General features: G+C 65.1%; 28 protein-coding genes. 20 read left to right on the forward strand and 8 right to left on the reverse strand.

Features of this window, described 5'->3' with window-relative positions; translation table 11 throughout:
• Nucleotides 1-163 precede the first annotated feature (163 nt).
• Entirely contained in the window at nucleotides 164-1,012 is an 849-nt protein-coding gene (purU, locus tag OG718_RS53445; protein WP_328842756.1) for a formyltetrahydrofolate deformylase, read from the reverse strand.
• Nucleotides 1,013-1,112: 100 nt separating this feature from the next.
• On the opposite strand from purU, the gene OG718_RS53450 reads away from it, so the two are divergent.
• From OG718_RS53450 to OG718_RS53460, 3 genes are all read left to right on the forward strand, one after another.
• Nucleotides 1,113-1,757, forward strand: a complete 645-nt coding sequence (locus OG718_RS53450) for an NAD(P)-dependent oxidoreductase (protein ID WP_328847648.1) — start codon at nucleotides 1,113-1,115, stop codon at nucleotides 1,755-1,757.
• Nucleotides 1,758-1,766: 9 nt separating this feature from the next.
• Entirely contained in the window at nucleotides 1,767-2,111 is a 345-nt protein-coding gene (locus OG718_RS54585; protein ID WP_443055391.1) for a DMT family transporter, read from the forward strand.
• A 387-nt stretch (nucleotides 2,112-2,498) separates the two neighbouring features.
• Nucleotides 2,499-2,840, forward strand: a complete 342-nt coding sequence (locus tag OG718_RS53460) for a DUF2218 domain-containing protein (RefSeq protein ID WP_328842753.1) — start codon at nucleotides 2,499-2,501, stop codon at nucleotides 2,838-2,840.
• 93 nt (nucleotides 2,841-2,933) lie between these two features.
• Here the strand turns inward: OG718_RS53460 and OG718_RS53465 are convergent, their stop codons facing one another.
• A complete protein-coding gene (locus OG718_RS53465; RefSeq protein ID WP_328842752.1) occupies nucleotides 2,934-5,234 on the reverse strand; it encodes a helix-turn-helix transcriptional regulator in 2,301 nt (766 codons plus the stop codon).
• A 227-nt stretch (nucleotides 5,235-5,461) separates the two neighbouring features.
• Between OG718_RS53465 and OG718_RS53470 the strand changes: the two genes are divergently transcribed.
• Nucleotides 5,462-5,713: a DUF5999 family protein gene (locus OG718_RS53470; RefSeq protein ID WP_328842751.1), complete on the forward strand. Its 252-nt coding sequence runs from the start codon at nucleotides 5,462-5,464 to the stop codon at nucleotides 5,711-5,713.
• Nucleotides 5,714-5,731: 18 nt separating this feature from the next.
• The gene (locus OG718_RS53475) at nucleotides 5,732-6,574 is read left to right on the forward strand and encodes an SGNH/GDSL hydrolase family protein (protein ID WP_328847658.1); all 843 of its coding nucleotides are present in this window, start codon (nucleotides 5,732-5,734) and stop codon (nucleotides 6,572-6,574) included.
• A 231-nt stretch (nucleotides 6,575-6,805) separates the two neighbouring features.
• Here the strand turns inward: OG718_RS53475 and OG718_RS53480 are convergent, their stop codons facing one another.
• The 4 genes from OG718_RS53480 to OG718_RS53495 all read right to left on the reverse strand — a co-directional run bounded on the left by OG718_RS53480 (nucleotide 6,806) and on the right by OG718_RS53495 (nucleotide 9,068).
• Nucleotides 6,806-7,222 (reverse strand): transposase family protein, encoded by a 417-nt coding sequence (locus OG718_RS53480; RefSeq protein ID WP_328842750.1) that lies wholly within the window; start codon nucleotides 7,220-7,222, stop codon nucleotides 6,806-6,808.
• A gap of 244 nt (nucleotides 7,223-7,466) precedes the next feature.
• Nucleotides 7,467-7,595, reverse strand: a complete 129-nt coding sequence (locus OG718_RS53485; protein ID WP_328842749.1) for a hypothetical protein — start codon at nucleotides 7,593-7,595, stop codon at nucleotides 7,467-7,469.
• 187 nt (nucleotides 7,596-7,782) lie between these two features.
• Entirely contained in the window at nucleotides 7,783-7,905 is a 123-nt protein-coding gene (locus OG718_RS53490) for a hypothetical protein (protein WP_328842748.1), read from the reverse strand.
• 209 nt (nucleotides 7,906-8,114) lie between these two features.
• Nucleotides 8,115-9,068, reverse strand: a complete 954-nt coding sequence (locus OG718_RS53495) for a hypothetical protein (protein WP_328842747.1) — start codon at nucleotides 9,066-9,068, stop codon at nucleotides 8,115-8,117.
• Nucleotides 9,069-9,363: 295 nt separating this feature from the next.
• On the opposite strand from OG718_RS53495, the gene OG718_RS53500 reads away from it, so the two are divergent.
• Nucleotides 9,364-9,603, forward strand: coding sequence for a hypothetical protein (locus OG718_RS53500; RefSeq protein ID WP_328842746.1), 240 nt, complete (start codon nucleotides 9,364-9,366; stop codon nucleotides 9,601-9,603).
• 160 nt (nucleotides 9,604-9,763) lie between these two features.
• On the opposite strand, the gene OG718_RS53505 is transcribed toward OG718_RS53500, so the two are convergent.
• Together OG718_RS53505 and OG718_RS53510 are read right to left on the reverse strand one after the other, a co-directional pair.
• Complete coding sequence (locus OG718_RS53505) at nucleotides 9,764-10,585, reverse strand: mycofactocin-coupled SDR family oxidoreductase (RefSeq protein ID WP_328842745.1); 822 nt, start codon at nucleotides 10,583-10,585, stop codon at nucleotides 9,764-9,766.
• A 20-nt stretch (nucleotides 10,586-10,605) separates the two neighbouring features.
• The gene (locus OG718_RS53510; RefSeq protein WP_328842744.1) at nucleotides 10,606-11,016 is read right to left on the reverse strand and encodes a VOC family protein; all 411 of its coding nucleotides are present in this window, start codon (nucleotides 11,014-11,016) and stop codon (nucleotides 10,606-10,608) included.
• A gap of 239 nt (nucleotides 11,017-11,255) precedes the next feature.
• Here OG718_RS53510 and OG718_RS53515 point away from each other — a divergent pair, with 239 nt between their 5' ends.
• The 14 genes from OG718_RS53515 (at nucleotide 11,256) to OG718_RS53580 (ending at nucleotide 26,600) form a co-directional block, all read left to right on the forward strand.
• The gene (locus OG718_RS53515; protein ID WP_328842743.1) at nucleotides 11,256-11,585 is read left to right on the forward strand and encodes an EthD domain-containing protein; all 330 of its coding nucleotides are present in this window, start codon (nucleotides 11,256-11,258) and stop codon (nucleotides 11,583-11,585) included.
• A 130-nt stretch (nucleotides 11,586-11,715) separates the two neighbouring features.
• Nucleotides 11,716-13,182, forward strand: coding sequence for an aldehyde dehydrogenase (locus OG718_RS53520; protein ID WP_328842742.1), 1,467 nt, complete (start codon nucleotides 11,716-11,718; stop codon nucleotides 13,180-13,182).
• Between the two features lie 231 nt (nucleotides 13,183-13,413).
• Nucleotides 13,414-13,758, forward strand: a complete 345-nt coding sequence (locus OG718_RS53525; RefSeq protein WP_328842741.1) for an EthD domain-containing protein — start codon at nucleotides 13,414-13,416, stop codon at nucleotides 13,756-13,758.
• A gap of 252 nt (nucleotides 13,759-14,010) precedes the next feature.
• Nucleotides 14,011-15,213, forward strand: coding sequence for an ABC transporter substrate-binding protein (locus tag OG718_RS53530; protein ID WP_328842740.1), 1,203 nt, complete (start codon nucleotides 14,011-14,013; stop codon nucleotides 15,211-15,213).
• Nucleotides 15,214-15,430: 217 nt separating this feature from the next.
• Entirely contained in the window at nucleotides 15,431-17,482 is a 2,052-nt protein-coding gene (locus OG718_RS53535) for an ABC transporter permease (RefSeq protein ID WP_328842739.1), read from the forward strand.
• A 3-nt stretch (nucleotides 17,483-17,485) separates the two neighbouring features.
• Nucleotides 17,486-18,337, forward strand: a complete 852-nt coding sequence (locus OG718_RS53540) for an ABC transporter ATP-binding protein (protein ID WP_328842738.1) — start codon at nucleotides 17,486-17,488, stop codon at nucleotides 18,335-18,337.
• The gene (locus tag OG718_RS53545) at nucleotides 18,334-19,065 is read left to right on the forward strand and encodes an ABC transporter ATP-binding protein (RefSeq protein WP_328842737.1); all 732 of its coding nucleotides are present in this window, start codon (nucleotides 18,334-18,336) and stop codon (nucleotides 19,063-19,065) included. The genes OG718_RS53540 and OG718_RS53545 overlap by 4 nt, the downstream gene beginning before the upstream one ends.
• Before the next feature lie 262 nt (nucleotides 19,066-19,327).
• A complete protein-coding gene (locus OG718_RS53550; RefSeq protein ID WP_328842736.1) occupies nucleotides 19,328-20,008 on the forward strand; it encodes a fumarylacetoacetate hydrolase family protein in 681 nt (226 codons plus the stop codon).
• 10 nt (nucleotides 20,009-20,018) lie between these two features.
• Nucleotides 20,019-20,693 carry an SDR family NAD(P)-dependent oxidoreductase gene (locus OG718_RS53555; protein ID WP_328842735.1) on the forward strand — a complete coding sequence of 225 codons (675 nt, stop codon included), beginning with the start codon at nucleotides 20,019-20,021 and terminating at the stop codon, nucleotides 20,691-20,693.
• 65 nt (nucleotides 20,694-20,758) lie between these two features.
• A complete protein-coding gene (locus tag OG718_RS53560; RefSeq protein WP_328842734.1) occupies nucleotides 20,759-22,321 on the forward strand; it encodes an aldehyde dehydrogenase family protein in 1,563 nt (520 codons plus the stop codon).
• Complete coding sequence (locus OG718_RS53565; RefSeq protein WP_443054853.1) at nucleotides 22,318-23,208, forward strand: fumarylacetoacetate hydrolase family protein; 891 nt, start codon at nucleotides 22,318-22,320, stop codon at nucleotides 23,206-23,208. Before OG718_RS53560 ends, OG718_RS53565 begins: the two co-directional genes overlap by 4 nt.
• 47 nt (nucleotides 23,209-23,255) lie before the next feature.
• Entirely contained in the window at nucleotides 23,256-23,999 is a 744-nt protein-coding gene (locus OG718_RS53570; protein WP_328842732.1) for a 2-keto-4-pentenoate hydratase, read from the forward strand.
• Between the two features lie 107 nt (nucleotides 24,000-24,106).
• On the forward strand, nucleotides 24,107-25,588 hold the full coding sequence (locus tag OG718_RS53575; RefSeq protein WP_328842731.1) for an aldehyde dehydrogenase family protein: 1,482 nt from the start codon (nucleotides 24,107-24,109) through the stop codon (nucleotides 25,586-25,588).
• Nucleotide 25,589: 1 nt separating this feature from the next.
• Nucleotides 25,590-26,600, forward strand: a complete 1,011-nt coding sequence (locus OG718_RS53580) for a catechol 2,3-dioxygenase (RefSeq protein ID WP_328842730.1) — start codon at nucleotides 25,590-25,592, stop codon at nucleotides 26,598-26,600.
• Nucleotides 26,601-26,679: the final 79 nt, after the last annotated feature.

A 26,679-nucleotide genomic window follows, 5' to 3' on the forward strand; every position in this document is an offset into this window, starting at 1 on the left:
AGCCGGGCAAGTCGCGTGCGAGCGCGAATGATTCTGGTATCACGCCGCAGGTCGGCTGCCCGGTCGGGCGTCAGGTCGTCGTGCAGGAAGCGCGGTGCTTCGCGGTAGGCGTCCGGCGATGCCCCCTGCTGCTGGCATCGCTGGACGAGTCCGCGCCACGGGATCACTGGAAGACGACAGTGCTTTGCCCATTGAGGAGCACTCGGCGTTCACAATGCCAGCGCACCGCCCGAGAGAGGGCCTGAGCCTCCGCGTCCCGGCCGACGGTTTGCAGCGCCCGCGGATCGTAGGTGTGGTCGATGCGAATGACCTCCTGCTCGATGATCGGGCCCTCGTCCAGGGCTGAGGTCACGTAGTGCGCGGTTGCTCCCACGAGCTTCACGCCACGTTCATACGCCTGGTGGTAGGGCTTGGCGCCCTTGAATCCCGGCAGGAAAGAGTGATGGATGTTGATCGCGCGACCGTACAGCTCCTTGCAGGTCTCGTCGGAAAGGATCTGCATGTACCGTGCGAGCACTACGAGTTCGGCGTCGTACTCGTCGACGAGTTGGAGGAGCCTGATCTCGGCGCTTGCCTTCGTCTCCGGTGTGACCGGCACGTGCACGAACGGGAGGCCGGCAGTCTCGGCCATCGAGCGCAGGTCCTCGTGGTTGGACACGACCGCGACGATCTCGGCGCCCAGGGAGCCGGCCTTCCATCGGAAGATCAGGTCATTGAGGCAGTGGCCCAGCTTGGAGACCATGACGAGCATGCGTGCACTCTGCCGGTCGTTGAACTGGTAGCTCATCTGGAACTCCGCGGCCACCGATTCGAATCCCCGCGAGACTGCTTCGAGATCGATGTCGAGCGGGGCGGTCACCTGGGTGCGCATGAACAGCAGGTTGCTCAGTGAGTCGTCGAACTGCTGGTGCTGACCGATGTCGCAGCCGTACTTGAGCAGGTAGCCGCTCACAGCGTGCACGATCCCAGTCCGGTTGGGGCAACTCAGGGTGAGCGTGAAGGAGTCGGTCACTGGATCTCCTAGGGCGAATACATGGAGCGGCGCGAACGAGCGTCTTGGCTCGAATATGGATCGGATCCGATAGGATATCGTACACGGCATGGTCAATCCTATGCGTATTGCTTTGATCGGTGCTACCGGCGGCGTCGGAGCTGAAGTCCTCCCCGAGTTGGTGTCCCGGGGCCACCAGGTCGTGGCAATCGTCCGCCGAGCTGGCGCTGTGGACCCGTCCGACCGGGTCGAGCCGGTTCTTGTCGACGTTCACGACACTCCACGTCTGTGCGAAGCCCTGAAGGGAGTCGACGCCGTCATCAGCGCATTCAACCCGGGCTGGACGGCGCCGGACCTCTACCGCCAGTTCCTAGCCGGGGCGCGAAGCATCCACCAGGCGGCGAAGGCCGCCGGCGTACGCCTCCTGGTGGTCGGCGGGGCCAGCAGCCTGTACGGCGAGGACGGGCGGCAGCTTTTCGAAACGACCGAGTACCCCGATCCGTTCGAGGCCGGCGTTCATGCCGCACGTGACTACTACGCCGAGATCCTCGACGAGACGGAGCTGGATTGGACCTTCCTGAGTCCACCCCCGGGATACCCAGGCCCCCAAGAACGGCGCGGCACCTACCGGGTCGGCGCCGACACACCGCTGCTTGACTCAGAGGGCGGCTACAGCCCGATCTCGGGTGCGGACCTCGCCGTGGCGATCGTGGACGAGATCGAAACGTCCAAGCAGCAACGTCGCCGTTTCACCGTCGCTTACTGAGAGCGAATGATGGAGCCTCATGCCAAAAGGTTGTTCCTCAGTGCGGTGATCGACGGAGGTGACGGCAACGCTGTGCCTGCGCGGTCCAGCAGAACCCCGCCCTGTACGCCCCGACTACCTCAGTTGTTCTACTTCTTGACCCAGGTACTTCGATGCGGGATGGCCTTGAGGGTCGCGTATGGCATCTGGGGCGCCTGCGGCGTCACCTTCATCGCCCTCATGGGTGCCGGCGTCTTCGATGCCCCGCTCAGCCCCACGATGTTGCCGGGGATCGGACTTGTCATCATCGGTGTGCTCGCCGTCGAGATCCGGGCTGAGAATCGGGGTACACCCCGCACGGAAGGCCATCCGTGAGCTGGGTTTTCCTGCCTGTCGCTATCATCAGCGAGGTCAGCGCCACCCTGTGTCTACGTGTGGCGAGTCACGGAACCGGACGCAGGATCTGGGTCGGCCTCCTGGCCCTGGGATAGCTGATCTCGTTGCATGCTCGCGCTCGTGCTGCACGAAGGCATCCCCATGGGTGTCGTCTACGCCATTGGACGGCCGTCGGCATCGTCCTGACATCGATCGTCGCCCGCATCACCTTCAAAGGAATCTTCACTTGGCTGATGACGGCAGAGTTCGTCCTCATTGCCGGAGGGGTGGGGTCACCATGATCGAGCTCGACAGTATGACACACCGAGCCAGCATCCTGTGCTCGGAAGAGCCCACACCCGACGTAGGTATTCGGAGGAGATCAGCATGACAAACGCGCCGACCGCCGCGAGCACAGCAGTCGTGACCACTGAGCGACCCGCACGATTCGGTAAGCAGCTTGTGGCCCACCTGGGGCGGCACTCGGGCGGGGAATGGTCCGATGATGAGGGCACCGGGTGGATCTCGCTCGGTGAAGCCCGGGCTGAGGTCGAGGCGCGCAGTGAAGCGCTGATCCTGCGGGTGTACGGACCAACCGACGACCTCGACGACCTCGAAGACGTCGTAGGCCGTCACCTGGTCCGTTTCACGCGGCGCGGTCAAGTTACCGTGCGCTGGGTTCGTGCGGATGGCCGGGCCGGCACCGAGCAGCGTACGCAGGTTGACTGAGTAACCAGTCTCTGCCGCGTCCGTCGATCGGCTCGATGGCAGGCGTGGGCCGCTTCTCTCGTTGTCACGCGATCGTGACGCCCTGGCGTCGGCTCAGGTCTCGGGTCGGGCACGAGCCCCGAACAAGGCAGCAATCTGCGTACGCGACTTGAAGTCGAGCTTGGTCAGGATGTTCTCGACATGTGTGTCAACCGTTCGGTGAGCGATGACCAGCGTCGACGCGATCTCTTTGTTGGTCTTCCCAACCGCGACCAGCTCGGCGATCTCGCGTTCGCGGGGCGTCAACGGCAGATCGGGAGCGTCGTGGACTGCCGGAACTTTGGCGGCGAGCGCGTAGTCGAACAGGTCGGCACCGGTGAGGCGGCGGCCGCGCTCCCAGGCCGCTTCGAAAGCTCGCGCACCGAGGCGCTCGCGCACCTGGCCCACGTAGCTGGCGTGCCACTCCACCATAGGCATGTCCCGCATCAGGTGTGTTCCCGGCCGTTCAGCTCTGACCTCGTTTGCGCTGAGCAGAGCAGCGGCTCGTCTCGCATCCCCGCGGGCGAACGACGCCCACCCGAGGATCTCGATCGCGTAGGTGATCCCCAGCGGGTCGTCAACGGCTCGCTTCCGGTCAAGGGCATCAACGACCAGCGCTACGCAATCCCCGACCCGCTCATCGAGCAGGGCGACCAGACCCTGATAGACCAGGACCCAGGACAGGAGGAGCTGTTCGCCGTGTCGCGCGCAGAACGCCTTCGCCTCGTTGAGAACCTGCTCCGCGCCTTCCAGGTCGCCCCGCAAGATCAGCGCGAATGCGAGTTCACCCATGCCGACCGCACGATGAGGATTGTCGTCTTGCAGATTGCGCTCGAGCTTGACTCCCCGCTTGAGGAAAGGCATGGCGTCCTCGACGCGGCCCGCGTAGAGGTAGGCGCCGCCGCGGCACGTGGTGGCCCGGGCGAGGCTGACGAGATCGCCCAAGGCGCTGGCGACGCTCTCACACTCGTCAAGGAGTCGGAGCGCTCCGGTGAGGTCTCCCTCCATGAGCGTGAGCCGTGCGTCCACCCACAAAGCGGCCGCACGCTCCTGCGTTGGCTCCGTCGACGCCGTCAGTAGCGCGTCCAGCCAGTGCCGACCCTCGGCGGGATTGCCGCTACTGATCCACAGCGGCCAGAGGTTCGCCGCGACGCGCAGACCACTGCGCAGGTCAGCCGACTTGCGAAGATAGTCGGAGAGCACATCCCGCACGCTCGCCCGTTCCGTAAGGACGCGGGCCAGGACCGCCTGCTGCCCGGGGCCGAACCAACCAGAGTGCAGCTCGTCGACGATATCTTCGACATAACTGCGCAGCTTGCTGCGTACGACGTCCTCCTCGCCCAGCTCGGTAAGACGCTCCTGTCCATACCGCCGGATGACCTCAAGCATCACGTAACGGGAACCGTTCAAGTTGACGATGGACTTGTCGACGAGCTCAGCGAGTGTCGACCAGAGGTCCTCTAGGGGTAGGTCGTCCCCGACGCAGACTTGTTCGAGTCCCACGATGTCCACGCCACTTCGGAAAACGGACATACATGCCCAAAGCTTTCCAGCCTTCCCCGAGCACAGCTGGTATGTGTAGTCCATCGTGGCTCGCAGTGTCTGGTGGCGCGATGGCGCCGTCCGGCTTCCTGCGGACCTCAGCGTCAAGGCGTCGCGTGCCCTTTCTGCCAGCACCTTGACGGGCATGGCACGCGTGGCAGCAGCTGCCAACTCGATGGCCAACGGAAGCCCATCGAGACGCCGGCACAGGTCCACGATTGCGCGCTCTTCGTCTTCGGTGGTCGAAAAGTCAGGGTTGAACGCGCGAGCACGCTGCATGAAGAGCTTCACCGCATCGGAGCCCGCGACAGCTGCACCGAACGTCCGCCCTGACAGCGTCACCGACAGCGGCGGTACGCGATACAGCGACTCTCCGTCGATCTGCAACGGCTCCAGACTCGTCGTGAGCACCCGAATGTACGGGCATGAACGCAGCACCTCGGCAGTCAAGGCAGCACAGGCATCCAGGAGATGCTCGCAGTTGTCGAGCACGAGCAGCATCTGCCGGTCTCCGATGAGTGCCGTGAGCTCCTCTACCCGGACCGACTCATAGGCTCCGTTGTCGATAGCCGACATCAGAGTCGGCACCAGGAGATCCGGCTCGGTCAGTTGCGCCAGAGCAGTCAGCCAAGCACCGTCGTGAAACGAGCTCTGCAGTCTGCGAGCCACATCGATGGCAAGCCGCGTCTTACCGACACCTCCAGGTCCGGTCAGCGTCACCAGCCTCGACGCAGCGAGCAACCGCCGAACCTCGGCAGATTCTCCCCGCCTGCCCACCAGGTTGGTCACTTCGGCAGACAGATTTCCAGCTGCTCGCGAGGTGCCACTGACCATGGCCAACTCCCTTCGATGCTGTCCGCCGTCCAAGCCTATCCCTGGCCGAGCGCTCGGCCGCGAGCTCGTCTGGCTGGTGGAGGCGGCGTACCCGGTCGCATTCGCCGGGCTCTACGTATGTCCGGCGTCATTGCCTACGCCCATATCCGTGCTTCTGCCCATGCGCTTGCTCGCGATAGAGACCAGCCTCAAGGGGTGGCTCAGCTCACAGTCGAGAGGAGGCCTAGATGGCTCAGATCGGTGTCAGGACGCCTCATCGCGCCCGGCGGTCTCGATCGACGTCGGCAGGCACGTGCACTCACACACCATGTTGTCCCTCGGCCGACTCTGGCGAGGCGTGTCTGGCGCGCGTGCGCACGGCACATCCGGAGCAGGGATGGTGCCTACTCTGCAACGGCGTGATCGCTTTCGATGACGGTGGCGCCGTCTTCCCCGACAGCCACACGATCGAGCCCCCAGCATCTGCGGCAGCCGCCTAGCCATCTGAGGTGATCGACATGCTCAACGTTAACGACCGGTCCGACGCGGTCGGCGTACGACGTAGCTACGTGCGCTTTGCCGCTCTCGGCGACTCAGCCACTTTCGGCATCGGCGACCCCCTTCCCGGGCGCTGCCGCGGCTGGGCACGCCTCCTGGCCGACGCGATGCGACAGGACCACGATGTGTCGTTTCACAACGTCGCTCGGCCCGGCGCGACGGTTGCGGACGTCCGCTATGAGCAACTCCGCCCCGCGCTCCAGCATCGGCCACATGTGGCGTCTTTGATCGTCGGCCTCAGCGATGTCATGCGTGCAAGCTGGGACGCGGATCGGATCCGAGCTGACCTCCTCAAGAGCGCAGGCGAGCTGTCCGCGCACGGCGCGCTCCTGCTCACCGCACGGTTCCATGATCACTCGCGCGTCTTGGGGCTTCCCAGGCTGCTCGCTCGCCGGATGCAACATCGCATCGACGAACTGAACGGCATCTTCGACGAGATCCACCACCGCTTCGGGGGCGTGTATGTAGACCTCGGCGCTCATCCCGGCGTCTACGACCGCGAGTTCTGGTCCGTCGACCGGCTCCACCCCTCGGAGCTCGGTCATCGAGCCCTCGCCGACGAATATGCGGCCCATCTGTCAGCTCTTGGACTCTCGTTCCAACCACCTGGTCTCTCTTGCGACGGGTTGCATCTGTCCCGTCTTGATGAGGTGCGTTGGCTCGTCCGCGAAGGGTTCCCGCGGCTTGGGCGGCGTCTTCTCGACAGGGCAGAGCTTGCCATACAGTCAACCTGCAGTCGTGTCCGTAGTCTCACTCAGGCAAACGTCGATGTTGCTTATGTCCTCGGTGACGGAATGTCGTGAGCCGAGGCGATCGCGCTTCGACGGCGTGTGTCCTCGAGTCGGCAAGGGTACGTCGCGTCGTTGAAGCGGACGGACCAAGGGTTCGTACTGCGGGCCCTCAGCCCTCCATTCCAGACTGCGGCCGTCACTGAGCAGTGTGCATCGTAAAGTTGCAGGTCATGGGCCTGGTGTGACGGGTGGGTGTGATGCTTGTGCTGGTCGTGGGCGGGTGACTTCGGTGAAGATCGTCGGTCATCGGGACTTCGCGGTTCGTGAGGACGAGCAGGGCCCTGACCAGGGTGGTCGCCCACGTCGGTCGGTGCGGACCTTGCCGAGGACGCGCCAGTTCTTCAGGTGGGCGAAGCCGTGCTCGACCGGTGCCCGGACGGCGGCCAGGACCTTGTTGGACAGCTTCTGCCCGCGTGCGAGCGGCCGGTTCCGGGCGGCCTTGTAGCCGATGATGACTGCGGGGTCGGCCTCGGGATTGCTGTCGTCGAGTCCAACGAATCCCAGGTCGGCGATGACTCCGAGGCCAACCGCCCGCAGCTTCTGCGTGAGCTGGTCGTGGCGGCAGGCGGTGATCTCCGGGGTTCGCCCGGGCCGGGCCGAGGAGACCAGAGCAGCCGGCCCTTCTCGTCGGTGAGCGCGATCGCGAGCAGGCCGTGACATTTGCTCTTGCCGGAGTAGTTCTTCCGGTTCTCCCGGCTGGTGCGCCAGCGGGTGCGGATCAGCGTGCCGTCCAGCAGCACCACCCCGCCACCGTTCCGGGTGATCTTCTTCAGGGCCCGGTCCAGGCGTGGGGGGCACGGGCAGCCAGCAGGCCGACGACTTCGCGGACCCGGCGAGTCACGGTGGTACGTTGTCCCGTTACCGTCGGCCAGGTCACCCGGCCGCTGGTCACAGCGCAGTACCGTCAGTACGACGGTGGCGATCTTCCCGGCGGGCAGGGCCCGCTACCGCCCCGCCGCTTGTGCAGCCAGCCCCAGTCGGCGAGCTTGGCCATCTTCGCCCGCAACGGTTCCAGCTTGCCGCGCGCTGCCACGTTCAGGCCCAGCTCCTCGCCGACGCCCCCTGACCTGCACCGGGCCGTCCGCGCCCCGCACGATCGCCAGGCAGGGCGGTCTCGTCGGGATTCTCGCCGCGGTGCGGAATCAGCAGGACTGGCCGTCCCGCCACCCGCATGGGAGCTGGGACGACCGCCGCGGCCCGATCCTGCTCGGCCAGCCGGTTCAGGCTCGCTCGGCCACCAGCTCCTCCCGCTCCGTATGGACATCCTGGAGCCGCTTGGTCAACTCCTCGACGACTGCGTCCAGTTCACTCCGGCGAGCTGTGATCCGCTCCAGCTCCTGCATCCCCGCACCCTTCCGCGACTTCCTGGGGTACCGACCTGGCCACGGATCGTAGGAGCGGCGTGGCGACCGGCGCAGCGGAACCCTGCAGCTGGCCCAGACCGGCACGTCAGACGATCTTCACCAGAGACACCTGCTGGCGACCAGCACGAGTATCCCGCCCGCCCCCACACACCAGCCCCTGTGACCTGTTGCACGGGGCTCAATGGTGCTCAGCAGCGAGTGGGATCGAGGACGGCCACTCGTCCCTGGAGCGCGAACTCGCACACGAACACGGTGCCGTCGGGGGCGACCGCGATCCCGTGAGGGGTGTGGAAGGCTTCAGGCTCGAAATGCACAGGTGCCACGATGCCTTCCGCGGACAGCGCATTGGGCCACCCCTGAGCCTCCCAGCGGGCGAGATCGCCCCAGGACTGGGGCGCCGATGAGTGCTCGAACTGATGGGTGACCAACCGGTCGTTTCCGTCGAAGATGCTCAGACGGCCGCGGAGGAGATCCGTGACGATCAGGTACTCACCGCTGACCGCCATCTGAGTCGGCCCACCGAGGTCGCCCTCACCGACGACGCGGACGAAGGTACCAGTCAGGTCGAACACCTGGATTCGCCCGTGCACACGATCGGCGACGTAGAGGAGGGGCTCTGCTCCGCGGCGGTCGATGAGCAAGTCGTGTGGTTCCTGGAAGCGTCCGGCTCCCTTGGTGCCATCCAGGGTCGACACGTAGTTGCCCGCCGCGTCGTAACGGTGCACCAGCGAGGCGCCATAGCCGTCGGCGACCCAGATGTCGCCACTCCCGCCGAAACGTTGCTCGTCGACCACGACGCCGGACGGGGCGTACGGCGTCTCTGTGTACGCGGCGACATCAGGATTTGCCAGTCGACGCAGAACATTGCCGTTCAGGTCGATCTGAAGCACCTTTCCGGGAAGCGAAGCCTGGATATAGAGCTCGGGCTGGCCGCCGTACAGTTTCTCTGCGGTGTCGGCAATCCAGATCCGCTGTTCGCCGTCCTCCTCGACCAGCGTCAGGCCGTGCAGCTCGATCACATCAGGCACCGAGACTCGGCGCGTGACATTGCCTGTGCGATCGCGGAAGACCAGGGCCGGCTCATCGGCCGCACCAAGGCCGATGGAACCATCGCGGGGGATCACGATGCTGGTGTGGGACATTGCGGGCGTCGGGTCATCAAGCCACGTCTCTGTCCACCTGTAAGGGGTGGGAGTCGTGCCCCGCGGGACCACAGTCGATGACTCAAACATCCATTAATCATATATGAAAACATTGGCTTGTCAATGGCTGCCGTCTAGCTCTGTACTTCGCGGGTAGTTCGTTCAGGTCTCTGGCCAGCGGGGATGTGTGGGTTCCAGGCCGAGGAGGCCGAGTAGATGGAGCTCGACGTGCCTCGGCTGATGACGATGGTGGGTGGTCGGTGGCATGACCGACTCGTAGTCGTACAACGGTGCGGTGAAGGAAGGACCGGGACGCGAGAATCCCGCGATGTGGCCACTCGCCGACACCGGCCCGTGCTGCACGGCGCTCGTGTCGGCCGGAGCGCTGGACACCAAGAGCGGACCTAAGGCCACGGTCGACGGCCAGGTCGTCGATGACATGGATGTGCCGATCCCCGGGCTGTACGAGGTGGGCAACTGTGTCGCCTCGCCTTCGGCACGCGTTGGGCTGTCGGCGGCACGCTCGGCCCGATGATCGCGTTCGCCTATCGCGCCACGGGCGCGGCACATGCGGAGCCGATCGACCCTCCGTGCCTGACCCACTGGCGTCACGTCGTGGACAACTCGTGTCGCGACATAGTGAACCGAGGCGAGGACACGGCCCGAGTGTGCCGTGTCCTCGCCTCGGTTTCGGCTCAGAGTATGAATGCTCCACCGTCGACCGGCAGCGCCACCCCGGTGATGTAACGCGCTTCGTTGCTTGCAAGGAACAGAGCGGCGTTGGCAATGTCGCGTGGCTCGACCCACGGGATCGGCAGCAGGTTCTCGCCCTTCGTGGCCTCGGCGAGCTTCTCCGGCGTCGGATTTGGGTCACCTGGGACGAACAGCCGGTAGGAAACCTCGTTGACGACCATGTCAGTCTTGATTCCGGTGGGATGCACACTATTGACGCGAATCATTCGGTCGGCCAGTTCATGCGCGAGTGAGCGCATGAACCCGACGGCGCCATGCTTGGCCGCCGAGTAGTGCGCGATCCCCGCAGCACCCTTCAGGCCCGCGACCGAGTTGGTGATCACGATCGCCCCTTCAGGCGCCAGATGGGGCAGTGCGGCCTTGCAGGTGTGAAAGACGCCGGTTAGCGTCACATCGATCATGTTTTGCCAGGTTTGCGCGGGCATGTCCGCCACGTCGGCGAAGGTGTTGATCCCGGCGTTGGGGCACACAATGTCGAGGCGTCCGAGCTTGGCCACGCCGACGTCCAGTGCGGCCTTTAGGCCGTCGAAGTCTCGAACGTCGGCTGCCGAGGCGATGATGCGCCGACCGAGGGACTCGACGGCACTCACCGTCTCTGACAAGTCGTCGGGCGTGGATTCGTGGTAGTCCACGCCGGCGACCGGTGCACAGAGGTCGACGGCGATGATGTCTGCGCCCTCCTCGGCGAATCGAACCGCCAGGCTGCGGCCCACGCCACGTGCGGCGCCGGTGATGAACGCCACCTTTCCGTCGAGTCGTCCCATGGCGAATTCGTCTCTGCGGCTCAGACGCCGACGAGTTCGACGAGGTTGCCCTCGGGGTCGAAAACGAACGAGCCGCGGCGGCCGGGCACCCCGAAGTCGCGCGGGTCCCACACACCCTGGCCACCGGCCTCGACCGCGGCGGCGTACGCGGCGTCGAGATCGTCGAATTCCAGAGCCACGTGGAAGTAACCGTGCCTCTGCGGGGCGCCCGGAGGCTCAGTACCCTGCACCGGGCCGCTGGTGGAGCCTTCGACCTCGAACAGTTCGATCTGCGCACCGCCGGACTCCGACCGAAGCATGATCCCGCGCCCGTCCGGCAGCTTGAAGGCGAAGGCCTCCTCGAACCCGAAGGCCGTGGCGTACCAGTTCTTCATGAGGCCGATGTCCTTCACGGAGACGCCGACGTGATTTGCGGTGACTGTCTGAGCCATGTCGCTCCTTGATAGCTGAGATGCATCGAGGGTATCGTATATGTTTTCAGGCCAAGCGTCACGTGGTGCGAGTTTCGGGCGTGAGGGTGACCCGCCCTGCTCTACTCGGAATGGGAGTAGTCGATTGTGGAGGGGTGCCTGATCATATATGGTTTGGCTCTCCCTCGCCGGAGTGGTGCGGCGAGAAGCGCCGCTGTCGCCGAATGGGCGCGGCACACAAGTGGAAGGACCACGTTTCGATGTACAAGGTGATCGCATTTCTGAAGAAGCGCGACGGGCTGACACGGGGCGAGTTCATCGAGCAGTACGAGCAGCACCACGTGCCGCTGATGCTCAGCCTGGCGCCGTCGCCGCCGGTCTATCGGCGCAACTACCTCGTGCCCGAGGAGTCCGCCAAGGGCATCGACTTCGACGTGATGGTGGAGCTGGGGTTCGAGGACAAGGCCGCTCACGCCGCTTGGGTCGCTCAGCTGGACCGGCCTGAAGCCTGGGCTGACGCACCGGATCTGTTCCACCCGGACAGCCACGAGATCGCGGAGTATGTGCTCGAGGAGTACATCACCAAGTAGTTGGATCGGGCCACTGCGTGGCTGCGCTGGACCAGCCGCAAGCCACAGTGCGGCCGCGCCGCTCCGAGCGTCCGCGAAGCCCTCAGCTCCCGCTTCAGGTCATCGTCAGCATTGTGAGGAGTCCGCGCCAGTGATCAGCCTTCCGAACACACCCCGCCAAGCTCTGATAGGCGAGTCGTTTGTCAACGCAGCGTCCGGCGAGACGCTGACCACCCTCAATCCCGCCACGGGGGAGACGCTGACGGCGGTCGCGGCATGTGGCGCGGCCGATGTCGACGCCGCAGTAGCGGCAGCCCGCTCGGTCTTCGAGGCCGGCACATGGAGTCGGCTCGCTCCCGCTGAGCGCAAGCGGGTGTTGCTGCGGTATGCCGACCTGCTCGAGGAGCACGCGGACGAGATCATCGCCCTCGACTGCCTGGAGGCCGGGAAGCCGATCAGCGATACACGCGACGGTGACGTCCCGGAGGCGATCAGCACGTTTCGCTGGTGTGCGGAGCTGATCGACAAGCTCTACGACCGGGTTGCTCCCACAGCGCCGGACATCCTGGGCCTGATCGTCCGGGAGCCCATCGGCGTCGTAGCGGCGGTGCTGCCGTGGAACTTTCCTGCATTGATGTTCGCCTGGAAGGTCGCGCCTGCTCTGGCGAGCGGTTCGAGCATCGTGGTGAAGCCCGCCGAGCAGACCTCCCTCAGCGCGCTGTTGATGGGTCAGCTCGCTCTCGAGGCAGGCGTGCCGGCCGGTGTACTCAATGTCCTGCCTGGCTACGGCGAGTCTGCCGGGGCGGCGCTGGGTCGTCATCCGGGTATCGACGTCGTCTCCTTCACTGGATCGACCGAGGTCGGACGGCTGTTCCTGCAGTACGCCGCACAGTCCAACCTCAAACGAGTGGTGCTGGAGTGCGGCGGCAAGAGCCCGCAGTTGGTGCTGGCCGACGCACCGGAGCTCGACGTGATGGTCGACGACATCTTGGCCGCAGGGTTCTGGAACATGGGTGAGAACTGCTCGAGCGGGTCGCGGCTCATCGTTCACCGCAGCAGACACGAGGAACTCGTCGAGCGGCTCGTCTCCAGCCTGGCCGACTGGAAGGTCGGCGATCCCCTCGACGATGCGACGCGCATCGGGCCGATGATCGATGCGAACCACTTCGCCAAGGTGATGGGGTTCATCGAGGCGGGCACGAAGGAGGGTGCCCAGCTCCGTACCGGTGGGGGACGTGCTCTGGAAGGCAGCGGCGGTTACTTCGTGGCACCGACCATTTTCGACGGGGTGGACAACAACATGACGATCGCCCGTGAGGAGATCTTCGGGCCAGTGCTTTCGACGATCGTGTTCGATGACGAGGCCGATGGCATCAGACTCGCCAACGAGACGAACTATGGGCTGGCCGCCTCCGTCTGGACGCAGAACGTCGATTCCGCCATCCGGGTTTCGCGCGCCATCCGAGCCGGCACCGTCTCGGTCAACTGCTTCTCCGAGGGCGATGTCACCACGCCCTTCGGCGGCTACAAGCAGTCCGGCTTCGGAGGCCGCGACAACGGGGTCGAAGCGCTTGACCAGTACACCGAGCTCAAGACCATCTGGATCCAGACGCGCTGAGACACCGGAGACCGCATCGGTCCGGCTGTCGAACTCCGGTTCTAGCGGCTGGGACACGCAAAAACCTGGCCGCAGGACCGGTGGCATTCGGCGATTTGTCGGCGCCTTCAGTCGAACCATTGCAATCTAACCATGAAATCATATATGATTTCATGCGAGCGGAGAGTCCGCTCGTTGTCGCAGACCCGCTCGGCGCCCCTCGGCGGCGCTCGCGGAGAGGAGTCATGCCGCATGTATAAGGTCATTGTCTTCCTCAAGAAGAGAGACGGACTCAGTCGCGAGGAGTTCGTCGACTACTACGAGAACCGCCATGTCCCGCTGATCCTGAGCATGGCGCCGTCCCCGCCGATCTATCGACGCAACTACCTGGTTCCGGAGGGGTCGGCGAGCGATGGATTCGACTTCGACGTGATGGTCGAGTTCGGGTTCGCCGACAAGGCCGCCCACCAGGAGTGGGTCGCACAGATGGACCGGCCGGAGAATCGCCAGCAGAACGACGATGACTCCCCGAACCTGTTCCACCCCGACAGCCTGGAGATTCGCGAGTACGTGCTGGAAGAGCACATCACCTCGTAGTGCCGCAGATGCACCCCGACGCGCAGAATCACCACTCAGATCATATATGAATTCAGTATAGCATTTCGGGGGTTGGCGGGGTACGGTTCCCTGAACTGGAACGATAGGAGCGCGTTGATGATGCGAAGAACGTCGCGAGGGGCCAGCTCGAAGTCGTGGCTCTCGATCACCGGGATCGCGGTGGCGCTTGTCTTGGCTGGGTGCGGGCCGAGTCCGACGTCGGGATCGGACCCTTCGAAAGGGAGCGACGCGATGGGCTCGAACCGAGCCGGCGCAGTCAAGACTGCACTTGCGTACACGGGCGGGACTGCTGGTAAGGCGGACGCTTCCAAGACGCCGATCGTGATCGGCTGGATGAACCAGGACAGCGGCGGCGCATCAGCGGTCCCCTGGTACTCGGAGTCCGTCCGGACCGCAGTGAAGTTCCTGAACGACGAGCTGGGCGGCATCGACGGGCATCCACTCAAACTCAAGGAATGCATCGTCGGCACGGATCCCGAACAAGGGCAGGCCTGCGCCCAGAGGTTCTTGAACGACGACGCCATCAAGGTCATGTTCGCAGGAGAGGCTTCTGGCGCACAGGCTTCCTTCATGGCCGGCATCGGAAACTCGAACAAGCCGTTCGTCGGGTTGTCGCCTCTCGCGCCCGACGAGGCGAAACTGAAGAACGCGTTCTTTTTGCGGCCTGGGTTCCTCGCTCTCGGCGCCCAGGTTACTTACATGCGCGACTACGCCAAGGTCAAGTCCGTCAGCAACATCAATCTGGACACTCCGGAGCTCCGCGGGTTCGCCGAGGTCTACACCCACATCTTCAAGGCGGGAGGGATAAACCTCCACACCGCGTTTCTGAAGCCGGATGCGCCGGACGCTCTCGCACCACTGGTTGCCGGGAAGGTTCAGCAATCCGAGGGCATCGAAAACAATGCCGGGACGGCACAGGCCTGCATCACGGCCTACAAGGCACTGAAGCAGCTCGGCTCTGCCGACAAGCCGACCCTTGCGTTCCCGGGCTGCCTGGATCCTTCGGTCAAGAAGACACTCGGTGACTATCCGAAGGGCTGGACGTACTTTCAGGAATACCAGAGTGTCAACCGCCCAGACCCGACTGGCCAGGTCGGAACTTTCCTTTACGCCCTGAACAAGTACGCCCCGACCCAGGTGGCAAACGTCAAGGATCAGTTCGGTGCGCCGGCAGCCTTCGGGGGTGTGCTCACCATCGCCAAGTGGCTCAGGGAGAAGGGTCCTGACAACATTTCGCTGGCCACCTTCAAAGAAGCCGCCGACAGCGATCCCGGGCCCCTCTTCCTCGGGCAGCCGAAGGTCAGCTTCGGCAAGCAGCCATACCCCGCGCTGGCCGGGCTTGGCAACAGATTCTTCACCTATCTTGGTGATGGCAAGTGGAAGGACGCGACCGACGGAAAGTGGGTCTACCCCATCCCTGGGACCACCTTCTGACAGGGACGCGCAATGTCGGCTTCGCCGACAGACTTGACGACCTGGGCCGTCCGGAAGGCCGGGCTTTCGGACGGCCCAGGAACCGCACATACCCTTGATGAGGCAGGTACGCCATCCTTCAGCGGCTTCGATGGAGAGATCGGCGCCGGGGCCAGCCGCATGATCTGAGCAATGATTCAATGTTGGAGATGGCAACGTGGACCAGCTAGTAGTTTTCGTGGCACTGGGTCTGGGCCCAGCGGCCCTGATTGCCGCCTTGTCGGTATCACTCGTCGCGCAGTATCGGGGTTCGGGTGTCATCAACCTCGCTACCGGCTCGATCGCCACTTTTGGTGCTTTCCTTTATTATTCACTCCGCACCGATGGCTCGATCTTCATGCCGTTCCCGTTCCCGCCGCACCGGATTGGTCTCGGCGGACCATGGGCCCCCGTACCCGCGTTCCTCACCACGATTGTGGCGTGCATGGCGCTTGGCGCAGCATTGGACCTGTTCTTGTTCCGTCCGTTGCGCACCGCATCGCCGCTCGCAAAGCTCATGGTTTCACTGGGCGTTTTCCTGACCTTGCAGTCGGTGTTCGCGATGCGGTTCGGACCCACCGGACTCGCCGCGCCGGCCATCTTCCCGAACGGCCCCGATGACTCGCTGACGCTGTTCGGGGTGCCTGTGCCGACCGATCGATTCTTTGTCGCTGGACTCGTGGCCGTCGTGGCGGTGATGTTGATCTGTGTCTACCGTTTCACCGGCTTCGGACTGGCTACCCGCGCGGCGTCCGAGAGCGAGACGAACGCGATGCTGATCGGCATCAACCCGCAGCGTTTGTCGCTCTACAACACGACCATCGCCGCCACATTGGCAGGAACGTTCGGCGTCATCGTCGCGCCGACCACGCAGCTCGATACGACAACGATCAGTCTGGCGGTCGTCCCCGCACTCGGAGCGGCCCTGCTGGCCGGCTTCACGTCGTTCGGCGTTGCTGCCGCGGCGGGCATAGCCATGGGAATCGTAGGCTCCGTGGTGACGTACGTGCAGACACTGTCGTGGTTCCCGACCACAAGCGGCACTGCGATGCCCGGCGTGGAGTCGGTGGTGTATCTGGCCGTGATCGTCGGTGCGTTGCTCTGGCGAGGAGCCAAACTGCCTTCGCGTGGCACCCTGAGCGAGCAGCGGCTGCCGGCAGCGCCGGAAGCTCGTCGCCTGACTGTGCCGACGTTGGTATCCGCTGTCCTCGGCGTCGGTGCGATCATGGTGTTCACATTCGACCTGCGTCAAGCCACGGTCAACTCGCTGCTCGGCGTGATCATCTGCTTGTCGTTGGTGGTCATCGTGGGCTTCGTCGGACAGGTGTCGCTGGTGCACGTCGCGCTCGCGGGCGTTGCGGCTTTCGCCATCTCCAAGCTCGCCCTGCACGCCGGGATCGGGCTGCCCCTGGCGCCGATCCTGGCCATCGGAGTCGCCGTGATCTTCGGCTTGGCAGCAGCGATTCCCGCCCTTCGTGTGCGAGGGGTGAATCTGGCCATCGTGACACTTGCGGCGGCAGTCGCCATCGAGCAGTTCGTGTTCTCCAATCCGACTCTCGGCCAGGATCCCTCCAACTCGCCGGTTCCCTCGCCCCGGTTGTTCGGCCTTGACCTTGGCCCACGAGCCGGCTTCCCGGGTTGGGATGGAAAACTGCCCAGCCCACTTGTGGGCCTTGAGGTCCTCGCGATCACTCTCGTCGTGGGCCTGTTCGTGGCGAACCTCCGCCGAAGCACGCTCGGCCGTCAGATGCTCGCAGTACGTTCCAACGAGCGTGCAGCCGCAGCGGCCGGCATCAGCGTCCGCAACGTCAAGATCGCGGCCTTCGCCATCTCCTCGGCCATTGCCGGACTGGCCGGAGTGCTTGCGGCCTACAACCTCGGCAGTGTCAGTGCATCCCGATGGGGCCTCATCACGGCTCTTGGATTCGTCGCGTTCGCCTATATGGGGGGGATCACGACGACCTTCGGCGCTGTCAACGCCGGCCTGATGGTTCCGGGTGGCCTCATCGCTGTGCTTCTCCAGAATTGGACCGGCCTCAGCACGAACGCGCTGTTGTGGATCGGCGGTGTGTCACTGGTCCTGACGGTGATCTATTACCCCCAGGGTGTTGCGCTCTACACGATGGACTCGATCGAGCGGATCCTGGGACGGTTCCGACCCCGCCGTGCCGGTGCCTCGCCTGTGTCGACGACGAGCAGTCACGAAGGCGCTGACGCGGCCGCGATGGGAGTGACCCGCAATGTTTCGTAGAACATGGTCGCGGCCCGCGGGGCTGAGTCGGTCAGGTCCGGATCTCGCACACCCCGGGAAGGCGCAGCGATGAGTTCAGCACTCTCAGCCAAAGGACTTTGTGTCTCCTTCGGGGGCGTGCACGCGGTTCGCGATGTGGACCTGGACGTTCAGGGCGGGCAACTCGTCGGGCTCATCGGTCCCAACGGCGCTGGCAAGACGACCACGATCGATGCCGTCACCGGCTTCGTCCCGTCTTCCGGATCGGTGCAGCTCGACGAGCAGGAACTCTCGTCGATGCCAGCCAACAAGCGAGCACGGCGGGGCCTTGCGCGGACCTGGCAGTCGATCGAGCTGTTCGACGATCTCACCGTTGAGCAGAACGTCGCCGTGGCCGCACACCACCCCCCGACGTTGCAGGTGCTCAAGGAGATGGTGCTGCCTCCGCGCCCGCCCGGCACGAAGGTCATGGAGAGCCTCGACCTCCTCGGCCTGGCGGACCTTCGCCACCGAATGCCCCAGGAGCTCTCCCAGGGACACCGAAAGCTCGTCGGGGTGGCTCGAGCAGTCGCTCAGGGACCCCGGGTGCTCTGCCTGGACGAACCGGCGGCGGGTCTGGACGTCAACGAGTCGCTCGAGTTCGGTGAGCGCTTGCGCACGTTGACCCGTGAGGGTATCGGCATGCTTCTCGTCGAACATGACATGGGGCTGGTGCTGAGTGTGTGTGACCACGTCGTCGTACTCGAATTCGGCAAGGTGATCGCGCGCGGTGCTCCTGCAGACGTGTGCCGAGATCCTCGTGTCATGGAGGCGTACCTCGGCTCAAGTGGCGAGAAACTGATCAAGAACGCCGAGATCGAGGTGAACCACCAGTGAGCGACACCGTGCTGGCCATCGAGAACATGACCGCCGGGTACGACGGGGCCGAGGTTGTCCGCAACATGGACATGACCGTCACAAAGGGGGAGGTGGTCGCGCTCCTCGGAGCCAATGGCGCAGGCAAGACCACAACGCTGCATACCGTCTCCGGGCTCCTCCCGACGATAAATGGGCAGATAGTGTTCGAGGGCAGAGACCTCGCGGACGTTTCGCCGATGGCGCGAGCGCGACTCGGGATTGCTCACGTACCCGACGATCGCGGCCTGTTCTTCGGTTTGACTGTCGGCGAGCACATTCGGGTGGGGCCTCCGGGCGAGACCTTGGACGAAGGGCTCGTCTATGACCATTTTCCTGCGCTGCGTGAACTGCGTGACCGCCGTGCCGGCCTGCTGTCCGGCGGGGAACAGCAGATGCTGGCCATTGGGCGGGCGCTTGCGAGGCGACCGAAGCTGCTCATGCTCGACGAGCTCTCGCTCGGACTGGCGCCAGTGATCGTGGAGCGAATCCTCCCAGTGGTCCGCAAGTACGCCGACGAGTCAGGGTGTGCGGTCCTTCTCGTGGAGCAACATGTCCAGCTCGCGTTGGAGATTGCCGACCGCGGCTACGTGCTCTCGCATGGCGAGATCGTCCTGAGTGAGCGCGCAGCCAAACTGCGTGAGAACGAGCAGCTCATGATCTCGAGCTATCTCGGTGAAGAGCGCGCCGGGGTGCACGCCGACGGTTGACCTGACGGGCCGAACCTCCTCGGACGACCTGTAGAAGGGCAAGTCAGCTCGCCGGGCGCACCGGCGAGGCCGGAGCGCGCCGTGTTGGCCTGGCACGTCGCCCTGGTGCCGGCGGGGCAGATTCTCCGAAGACGGCGCCGTTCCAAATTCTCTGCTTCAGACACACATCACTCATAGGGATCATATACAATTCTCTATCAAGTGACGGTCGCCGTGCGCCGCCATGTTGCGCGTCCGCCGGTTGGCGTTCCAAGGAGGAATCATGGAAGGACTGGTCACCGCCAGTCAGGAAACCGATGCGGACGGCATCACCCCGTCGAAGATCATCTGCATCGGGCTCAACTACCGCGAGCACGCCCGCGAGATCGATGCACCACTACCGGAGCGGCCGCTGTTGTTCGCGAAGTGGCCGAACACGCTCATCGGGGACGGCGACGACATCAAAGTGCCCACAGTTTCCACGAAGGTCGACTTCGAGGCTGAACTCGGCGTGGTGATCGGACGTCGAGGCCGCGCGATTGCTGTCGAGGACGCACTGCAGTACGTGGCAGCGTACGTGGCAGCGAACGACGTGTCTGCGCGGGACGTCCAGACATCGGACGGGCAGTGGGTGCGCGGCAAGTCCTTCGACACGTTCCTGCCGATCTCCACACGACGGCCGGCTACGGAGGTGGGTGACCCTCAGGCGCTCGCGATGCGCACCTTCGTCAACGGCCAGGTCATGCAGGAGTCCACGACCGGCGACATGATTTTTTCGGTTGCAGAACTCATCGCCTTCGTCAGTGAGGCGATCACACTCGAAGCCGGTGACCTGCTGCTGACTGGTACTCCTGCCGGAATCGGGGCGGTGCGCAAGCCGCCTGTGTGGTTGCAGCCCGGCGACGTTGTCACGGTCGAGATCGACGGGGTCGGCCGGGTCAGCAACCCGGTCGTCGCGGGCTGAGGGGGCCTCGATGAACTTCGATGGACGGGTTGCACTCGTGACCGGCGGCGCGAGCGGCATCGGTGCCGGCGTCGTCGACATGCTGCGCGAACGCGGAGCGGAGGTCCACGTGTTCGACGCCGCCAACGGTCAGGACGTGCGTGATGCGGATCAGCTCCGAGCGTGTGTTGACGCCTTGCCGCGGCTGGACATCCTCGTGTGCTCGGCAGGCGTGGCGGGCACGGCGATGCCCCTCGAGGACCTCCCTGTCGACGAATGGGAGCGTGTGATGTCCATCAATGCGACCGGCACCTTCTTGAGCAATCGTGCTGCCATTCCGAAGCTCCGAGCCAATGGCTACGGACGCATCGTGAATGTCGCGTCGATCGCCGGCAAGGAGGGCAACCCCTTGGCCGCCGTCTACTCGGCTTCGAAGGCGGCGATCATCGCGATGACCAAGTCGATCGGAAAGGAACTCGCGGGGACGGGCGTGCTGGCGAACAGCATCGCGCCCGCGCTTGTCGAGACGCCGCTGCTCGCACCGCTGCCGGCCGATCACCTCGACCACCTCCTCGAGCGCGTGCCTCTTCGGCGTCTCGCGACCGTGGAGGAGATCGCTGCGTCGATCTGCTGGCTTGCGAGCGAGCAGATGAGTTTCGCCACCGGCACGTGTCTGGACGCTTCCGGGGGCCGGGCGACGTACTAGCCCAACCGCCTGCCCGGGTGCTCGGCGAGCGTCTGCTTCGTTGACATGAAGAAATAATTTCATATATGATAAATGATGAGATCTTGGCGGCCTTTGAGTCGGAAGCGATTGAACCCGGCGTGCAGCTGGATGGACTGGGGAACACCTTGAGTTTTGTGCAGACAACACCTGCGGCCGAGATCGGACCATCAGTGACTGCCGATGTCTGGCGCGGACACTGGATCGGCGGACATCGGGTCGACAGCGCCAGCCGAATCCCGGTCACCTCCCCGATCGGCGGCGAGGACCTCGGTGACATCGCCTCGGGCAGTGCTGAGGAGGTCGATGCTGCTGTCGCCGCTGCACGCAGCGCGTTCCCGGCCTGGGCAGCGCTCGGGCCGCAAGGCCGACGGGAGCACCTACGTGCCTTCGCCGACGCGATCGCACGTCACGGCGAAAAGCTCGCGCAGGTCGAGACGCTCGACAATGGCACCCTGCTCGCGGCCATGCGGAATCGGTTCGTGCCCCGCGCCAAGCACAACATCGAGTTCTTCGCCGACCGGGCCGTCGACCTGAACCGCACGCCGATCGTCAGCGGCGAGGTCTCTCACCACACTCGTTATCAGCCGGCAGGTGTGGCAGCGCTGATCACACCGTGGAACGCCCCGCTCATGCTCACCACCTGGAAGCTCGGACCTGCCCTTGCCGCGGGCAACACCGTGGTGATCAAGCCGCCGGAACTGGCTCCGCTGAGTTGCTCGCTGCTTGCGGAGATCGCCGCAGAGGCAGGCATCCCGGACGGAGTCATCAACGTTGTTCAGGGTTACGGACGTGAGGCCGGAGCCGCCCTGGTCGAACATCCCGACATCGACCGCCTCAGCTTCACCGGCTCCGTCCCGACCGGGCGCGTCGCTGCCCGCGCGGCGGAACGGATGGTGCCCGTCAGTCTTGAACTCGGGGGTAAGTCGCCGCTGATCGTGTTCGAAGACGCCGACATCGATCTTGCGGTCGCTGACCTCACCCACCAATACCACAACGCCGGGCAGGTGTGCCTCGCCGGCACACGGGTGATCGTCCATGAAGCGATCGCAGACGTCTTTCTCGAACGTGCGGCGCAAGCCACCGCGGAACTGCGAGTCGGGGACCCACGCCAGCCGAGCACCCAGGTCGGCCCACTCATCTCCGATCAGCAGGCGCGACGAGTGGCCGGATTCGTTGAACGGGCACTGGACGACGGAGCCGAGCTGCTGTGGGGGAGTCCTGAACGCAATGGCCTGTACATGATGCCAATGCTTCTGGCCAGCGTGCGCCAGGACATGGAAGTCGTGCAGGAGGAGATCTTCGGGCCTGTGCTCACGTTCCAGACGTTTGCCGACGAGGCAGAAGCCGTCGCGCTGGCCAACGGCACGAGATTCGCTCTCGCGGCCGGCGTCTACACGACTGACGCGCAACGGGCCTGGCGGGTCAGCGACGCCATCGTCTCGGGGCTCGTATGGGTCAACGGCTACGGCGCGCGTCATCTGGCTACGCCGTTCGGGGGCACGAAGAGCTCCGGTCTCGGCCGCGAAGGCGGCGACTGGAGCTTCGACTTCTTCTGCGACGTCAAGAACGTTTCGATCACCGCAGACACCTTTGGGGGTACACGATGACGTTGTGGGGCTTCGACTCGCTCCCCCCTGTGTTGAGGGGGCCCCGGACGGAGTGGCGCCGCGTGTTCTTCGAGGGGCGCGTTCAACACGTGCTCGCTCGCGACGGGCAGCTCAGGATCTCGGACGGGCGGTGGGTCCCGGAGGAGGAAGCCCCCCATCTGGCGCCCTGCGTACCGTCGAAGATCGTGGCGATGCATCTGAACCTCGACGCACGCAGAATCGAGAATCGGGATCCTGCGCCGCCGGCGACACCGAATTACTTCCTCAAGCCGCCGACCTCCGTGAACGCGCACCACGGTGTGCTTCACCGGCCGCAGGGCCATCACTATCTGAACTACGAGGGAGAGCTGGCCGTCGTCGTTGGACAGCCCCTGTTCGATGTGCGCCCCGACGACGCCTGGGCCGCGATCGCGGGATTCACGGTGGCGAACGACGTGGGGCTGCACGACTATCGCGACACCGACAACGGCTCGATGCTGCGGGTCAAGGGCCAGGACGGATTCTGCCCGCTGGGCCCGGGCCTGGTCAGCGGCGTCGATGTTCGCGAGTCCACCCTGCGCACGTATGTCAATGGAGCGGTGGTGCAGGAAGGGTCGATTGCAGACCTTCTGTTCGATCCGGGCTACGTTCTCAGTGACCTGTCCCGCCACATGACCCTGCTGCCGGGTGACGTGGTGCTGCTGGGGACGCCCGCAAACTCTCGCCCGATGAACGTAGGCGACGTCGTCGAGGTGGAAGTCACCGGGGTCGGGCGCTTGAGCAACCGGATTGCCGAGCGGCCGGACGCCGCCTTCGAGGACGGTCATCGCCGCACCGACAGCGACAATGTTCGCCGCATCGCATTGATGGGTGACTACTGGGCCGCGCGTGACGCGGAGGTGCACTGACCATGCGACTCAGCGATGAGCAGGTGGGGTCGTGGGCGGACGCCCTGGTGAAGGCCGAGGAGACACGCACGCCGATCGGCAAGCTCTCAGCCGCCGAGCCCGAGCTCGAACCGGCGCAGGCATACCGTATCCAACGCGAAGTGGCACAGCGGCGAACTGACAACGGTGAGCAGCTCGTTGGCCTGAAAGTGGGACTGACCAGCCGCGCGATGCAGCAGATGAGCGGAGTCATGCAGCCAGACTTCGGGCACCTGTTCGCCGCGATGGCGGTCGCTGACGGTGCGATCGTCGAGACGGCCGAACTCATGCAGCCCGCGGTCGAGGCCGAGCTCGCCTATGTGCTGGCCGAGCCGCTGGAGGGTCCAGGAGTCTCCGCCGCGGACGTGCTGCGAGCCACCGCCTTTGTCTGCCCAGCACTTGAGATCGTCGACACCCGCTTCGACGACTGGAAGATCCGCTGGGTCGACACGGTCGCCGACAACGGGTCGTCGGCCCGGTTCGTGCTCGGCGACAACGGGGTGGACCCCAAGGGCCTCGATCTCGAAATGGCAGGTCTCGTCTTCGAGCGCAACGGCTCCATCGTGTCAACCGCCGCGCTTGCCGAGGTCATGGGGCATCCGACCCGCGCCGTCGCGTGGCTTGCGAACGCTCTGGCGGAGTACGGCACCACGCTGCCTGCGGGCTCGGTCGTGTTGTCAGGCGCACCATGCCGCGCAGTCGCCGTCGAACCCGGAGATCACTTCCGGGTCCGCATTGACCGCATCGGCACGGCAGCCGTGACCTTCCGTTGACCGCGCCGGATACCGCGGACACCGGACATGGACCAGGAACAGGCGGCCGGCGGCATGGGACGGCCCAAGCCAGATCGACCCCCACTGACGCAGGAGGCAGAGAGACGATGACCGTGACAACACCCGCCACCTGGGCGGACCCCACCGCCATTGGTGAGCGCATCTACAGTGGCGGCTGGATCGAGGCCGGCGGTGGGCTGCTCGACGTCATCGAACCTGCGACGGGCGACCTGATCGCACACGTGGGCAGCGCCTCGCCGGAGGACGTCCGCCGTGCCGCCGCCAGGGCCGCCGAGGCACAGCGCGAGTGGGCCGGCACGCCGTTTCCCCATCGTGCCGCGGTCCTGAGCCGGGCCGCGGATCTTCTGCGAGCTCACGAGGCCGATTTCGGACACTGGCTGCGACGTGAAGCGGGCGCGACCGCCCTGCGAGTACGCATGGAACTGGGTGGATCAGAGGCTGAGCTTCGCGAGGGGGCAGCCAGCACGTCCCAGGCACACGGCGAGTTCTACCCGACGCTCAAGGCGGGGGAGCGGTCCTATGCCTACCGAGTGCCGCGTGGCGTCATCGGGGTGATCTCGCCCTGGAACGCGCCGCTGCTGTTGGCGATGCGTTCGATCGCACCCGCCCTCGCACTCGGGAACGCGGTCGTGGTCAAGCCGGACCCGCACACTCCGATCTCCGGAGGCGTGCTCATTGCGCAACTGTTCGAGGACGCCGGCCTGCCGACCGGGCTGCTGCACGTCGTACCGGGCGGAGTCGAAGCTGGCGAAGCGCTGGTCGCCGACCCGCACATTGCCATGATCTCGTTCACCGGTTCCACGCAGGTGGGGCGTCTTGTCGGCGCGGCAGCGGGACAAGCCCTGAAGCCGGTGAACCTGGAGCTGGGCGGCAACAACGCCTTCATCGTGCTCGACGACGCCGACGTCGAGGCCGCCGCGTCCGCCGGTGCGTGGAGCACGTTCTTCGGCGCCGGCCAGGGATGCATCTGTGCCGGGCGGCACCTCGTTGCGGAGAACCTGTACGACCGGTACGTCGAGCTGGTCACTGAGTACGCACGTGCGCTGACCGTCGGCGACACCTTGCGTGAGGAGTCCATCCGACTGGGTCCTCTCATCAACCAGCGCCAGGCGGGCAACGTGAACCGCATTGTGACCAGCAGCGTCGCCGCGGGCGCGCGGCTGACGGCCGGCGGGGAACCGCGGGGTTGTCTGTTCCCGGCAACGGTGCTCGCGGACGTGACGCCGAACATGGCGATCTTCGAGGAGGAGACTTTCGGCCCGGTCGTCGGAATCACCTCGTTCCGAGACGACGACGAGGCGGTCGCACTGGCCAATCAGAGCGAGTACGGCCTCACCGCCGCAGTCCACTCCCGTTCCACGGGCCGCGCTCTCGCCATTGCCGAGCGACTGAATACCGGCATGGCGCACATCAACGACGTCACGATCAAGGACGGGCCGACCGTTCCGTTCGGCGGTACGGGAGCCTCCGGCAACGGAGGGCGATTCGGCGGTTCGTCGAACTGGGACGAGTTCACCGAATGGCGTTGGTTCACCGTCAACGACACCACTAGCAGGATGGAGCTCTAACATGTCGAACGTCCCACCGCCCGAGGCGCGCTTCGAGATCGCGCAGCTTGCTCACATGGAGCTTCTGACACCGAAGCCCGAAGAGAGCCTGTGGTTCTTCCGTGAGCTGCTGGGCATGGAGGTGACCCATCAGGAAGGTCAGTCGGTCTACCTGCGTGCCTTCGAGGATCCCTACCACCACTCGCTGAAGCTCACCGAAGCTCCGAAGGCGGGTCTGGGCCATGTCGGCTGGCGCGCGAGCTCTCCCGAAGCGCTGGAGCGTCGCGCCGCTCGCCTCGAGGCGAGCGGGCAGGGGCGTGGCTGGATCGACGGTGACGTCGGGCACGGGCGGGCCTATACGTTCCAGACACCCGATGACCACCTGATGGAGGTCTTCTGGGACGTCGACTACTACAAGGCGACCCCCGAGACCGCCACCAAGCTGCGCAACCGGCCGTCGCGTCGCCCGCTGCGGGGTGTCCCGGTCCGCCGCCTCGATCACGGAAACATCCTCGCCTCGGACGTCCAGGCCACCGCTGAACACCTCGTCGAGAACCTCGGGTTCCGTGTCACCGAGAAGCTCGTGTCACGCGAGAACAACGGCGAGTGGATCGGCGCATGGGTCACGGTCACCAACCTCACCCACGACATCGCCATCTTCAAGGACCCCACCGGTACGCGCGGGCGGCTGCACCACGTGTGCTACTTCTACGGTTCGCCGCAGCACCTCTACGACATCGGTGACATCTTCAAGGACCACGACATCTTCGTCGAGGCCGGCCCTGGCAAGCACGGCATCAGCCAGGGCATGTACATGTACGTCTACGAGCCCGGCGGAAACCGCGTCGAGCTGTGGGGCGACTCGGGCCTGCTCATCTTCGATCCCAGCTGGGAGACCGTCGATTGGGTATTCGAAGACATCGCCGGCTACGGAGACACGTGGGTCGGTCAGCCCATCGCCGAGTACTTCTACACGTACGGGACACCGAACGTCCAGCTGCCCGGTGGACCGGTGCCGCCGCCGTTCGCCTGAAACCGATCAGGATCGGGGCCGAGACCGATGGCCGGCGGTGAGCACGCACGACCACGCCTGCGCGGTCCCGCACGAGCGC

The sequence above is a fragment of the Streptomyces sp. NBC_00258 genome (assembly GCF_036182465.1).
Lineage (GTDB): Bacteria > Actinomycetota > Actinomycetes > Streptomycetales > Streptomycetaceae > Streptomyces.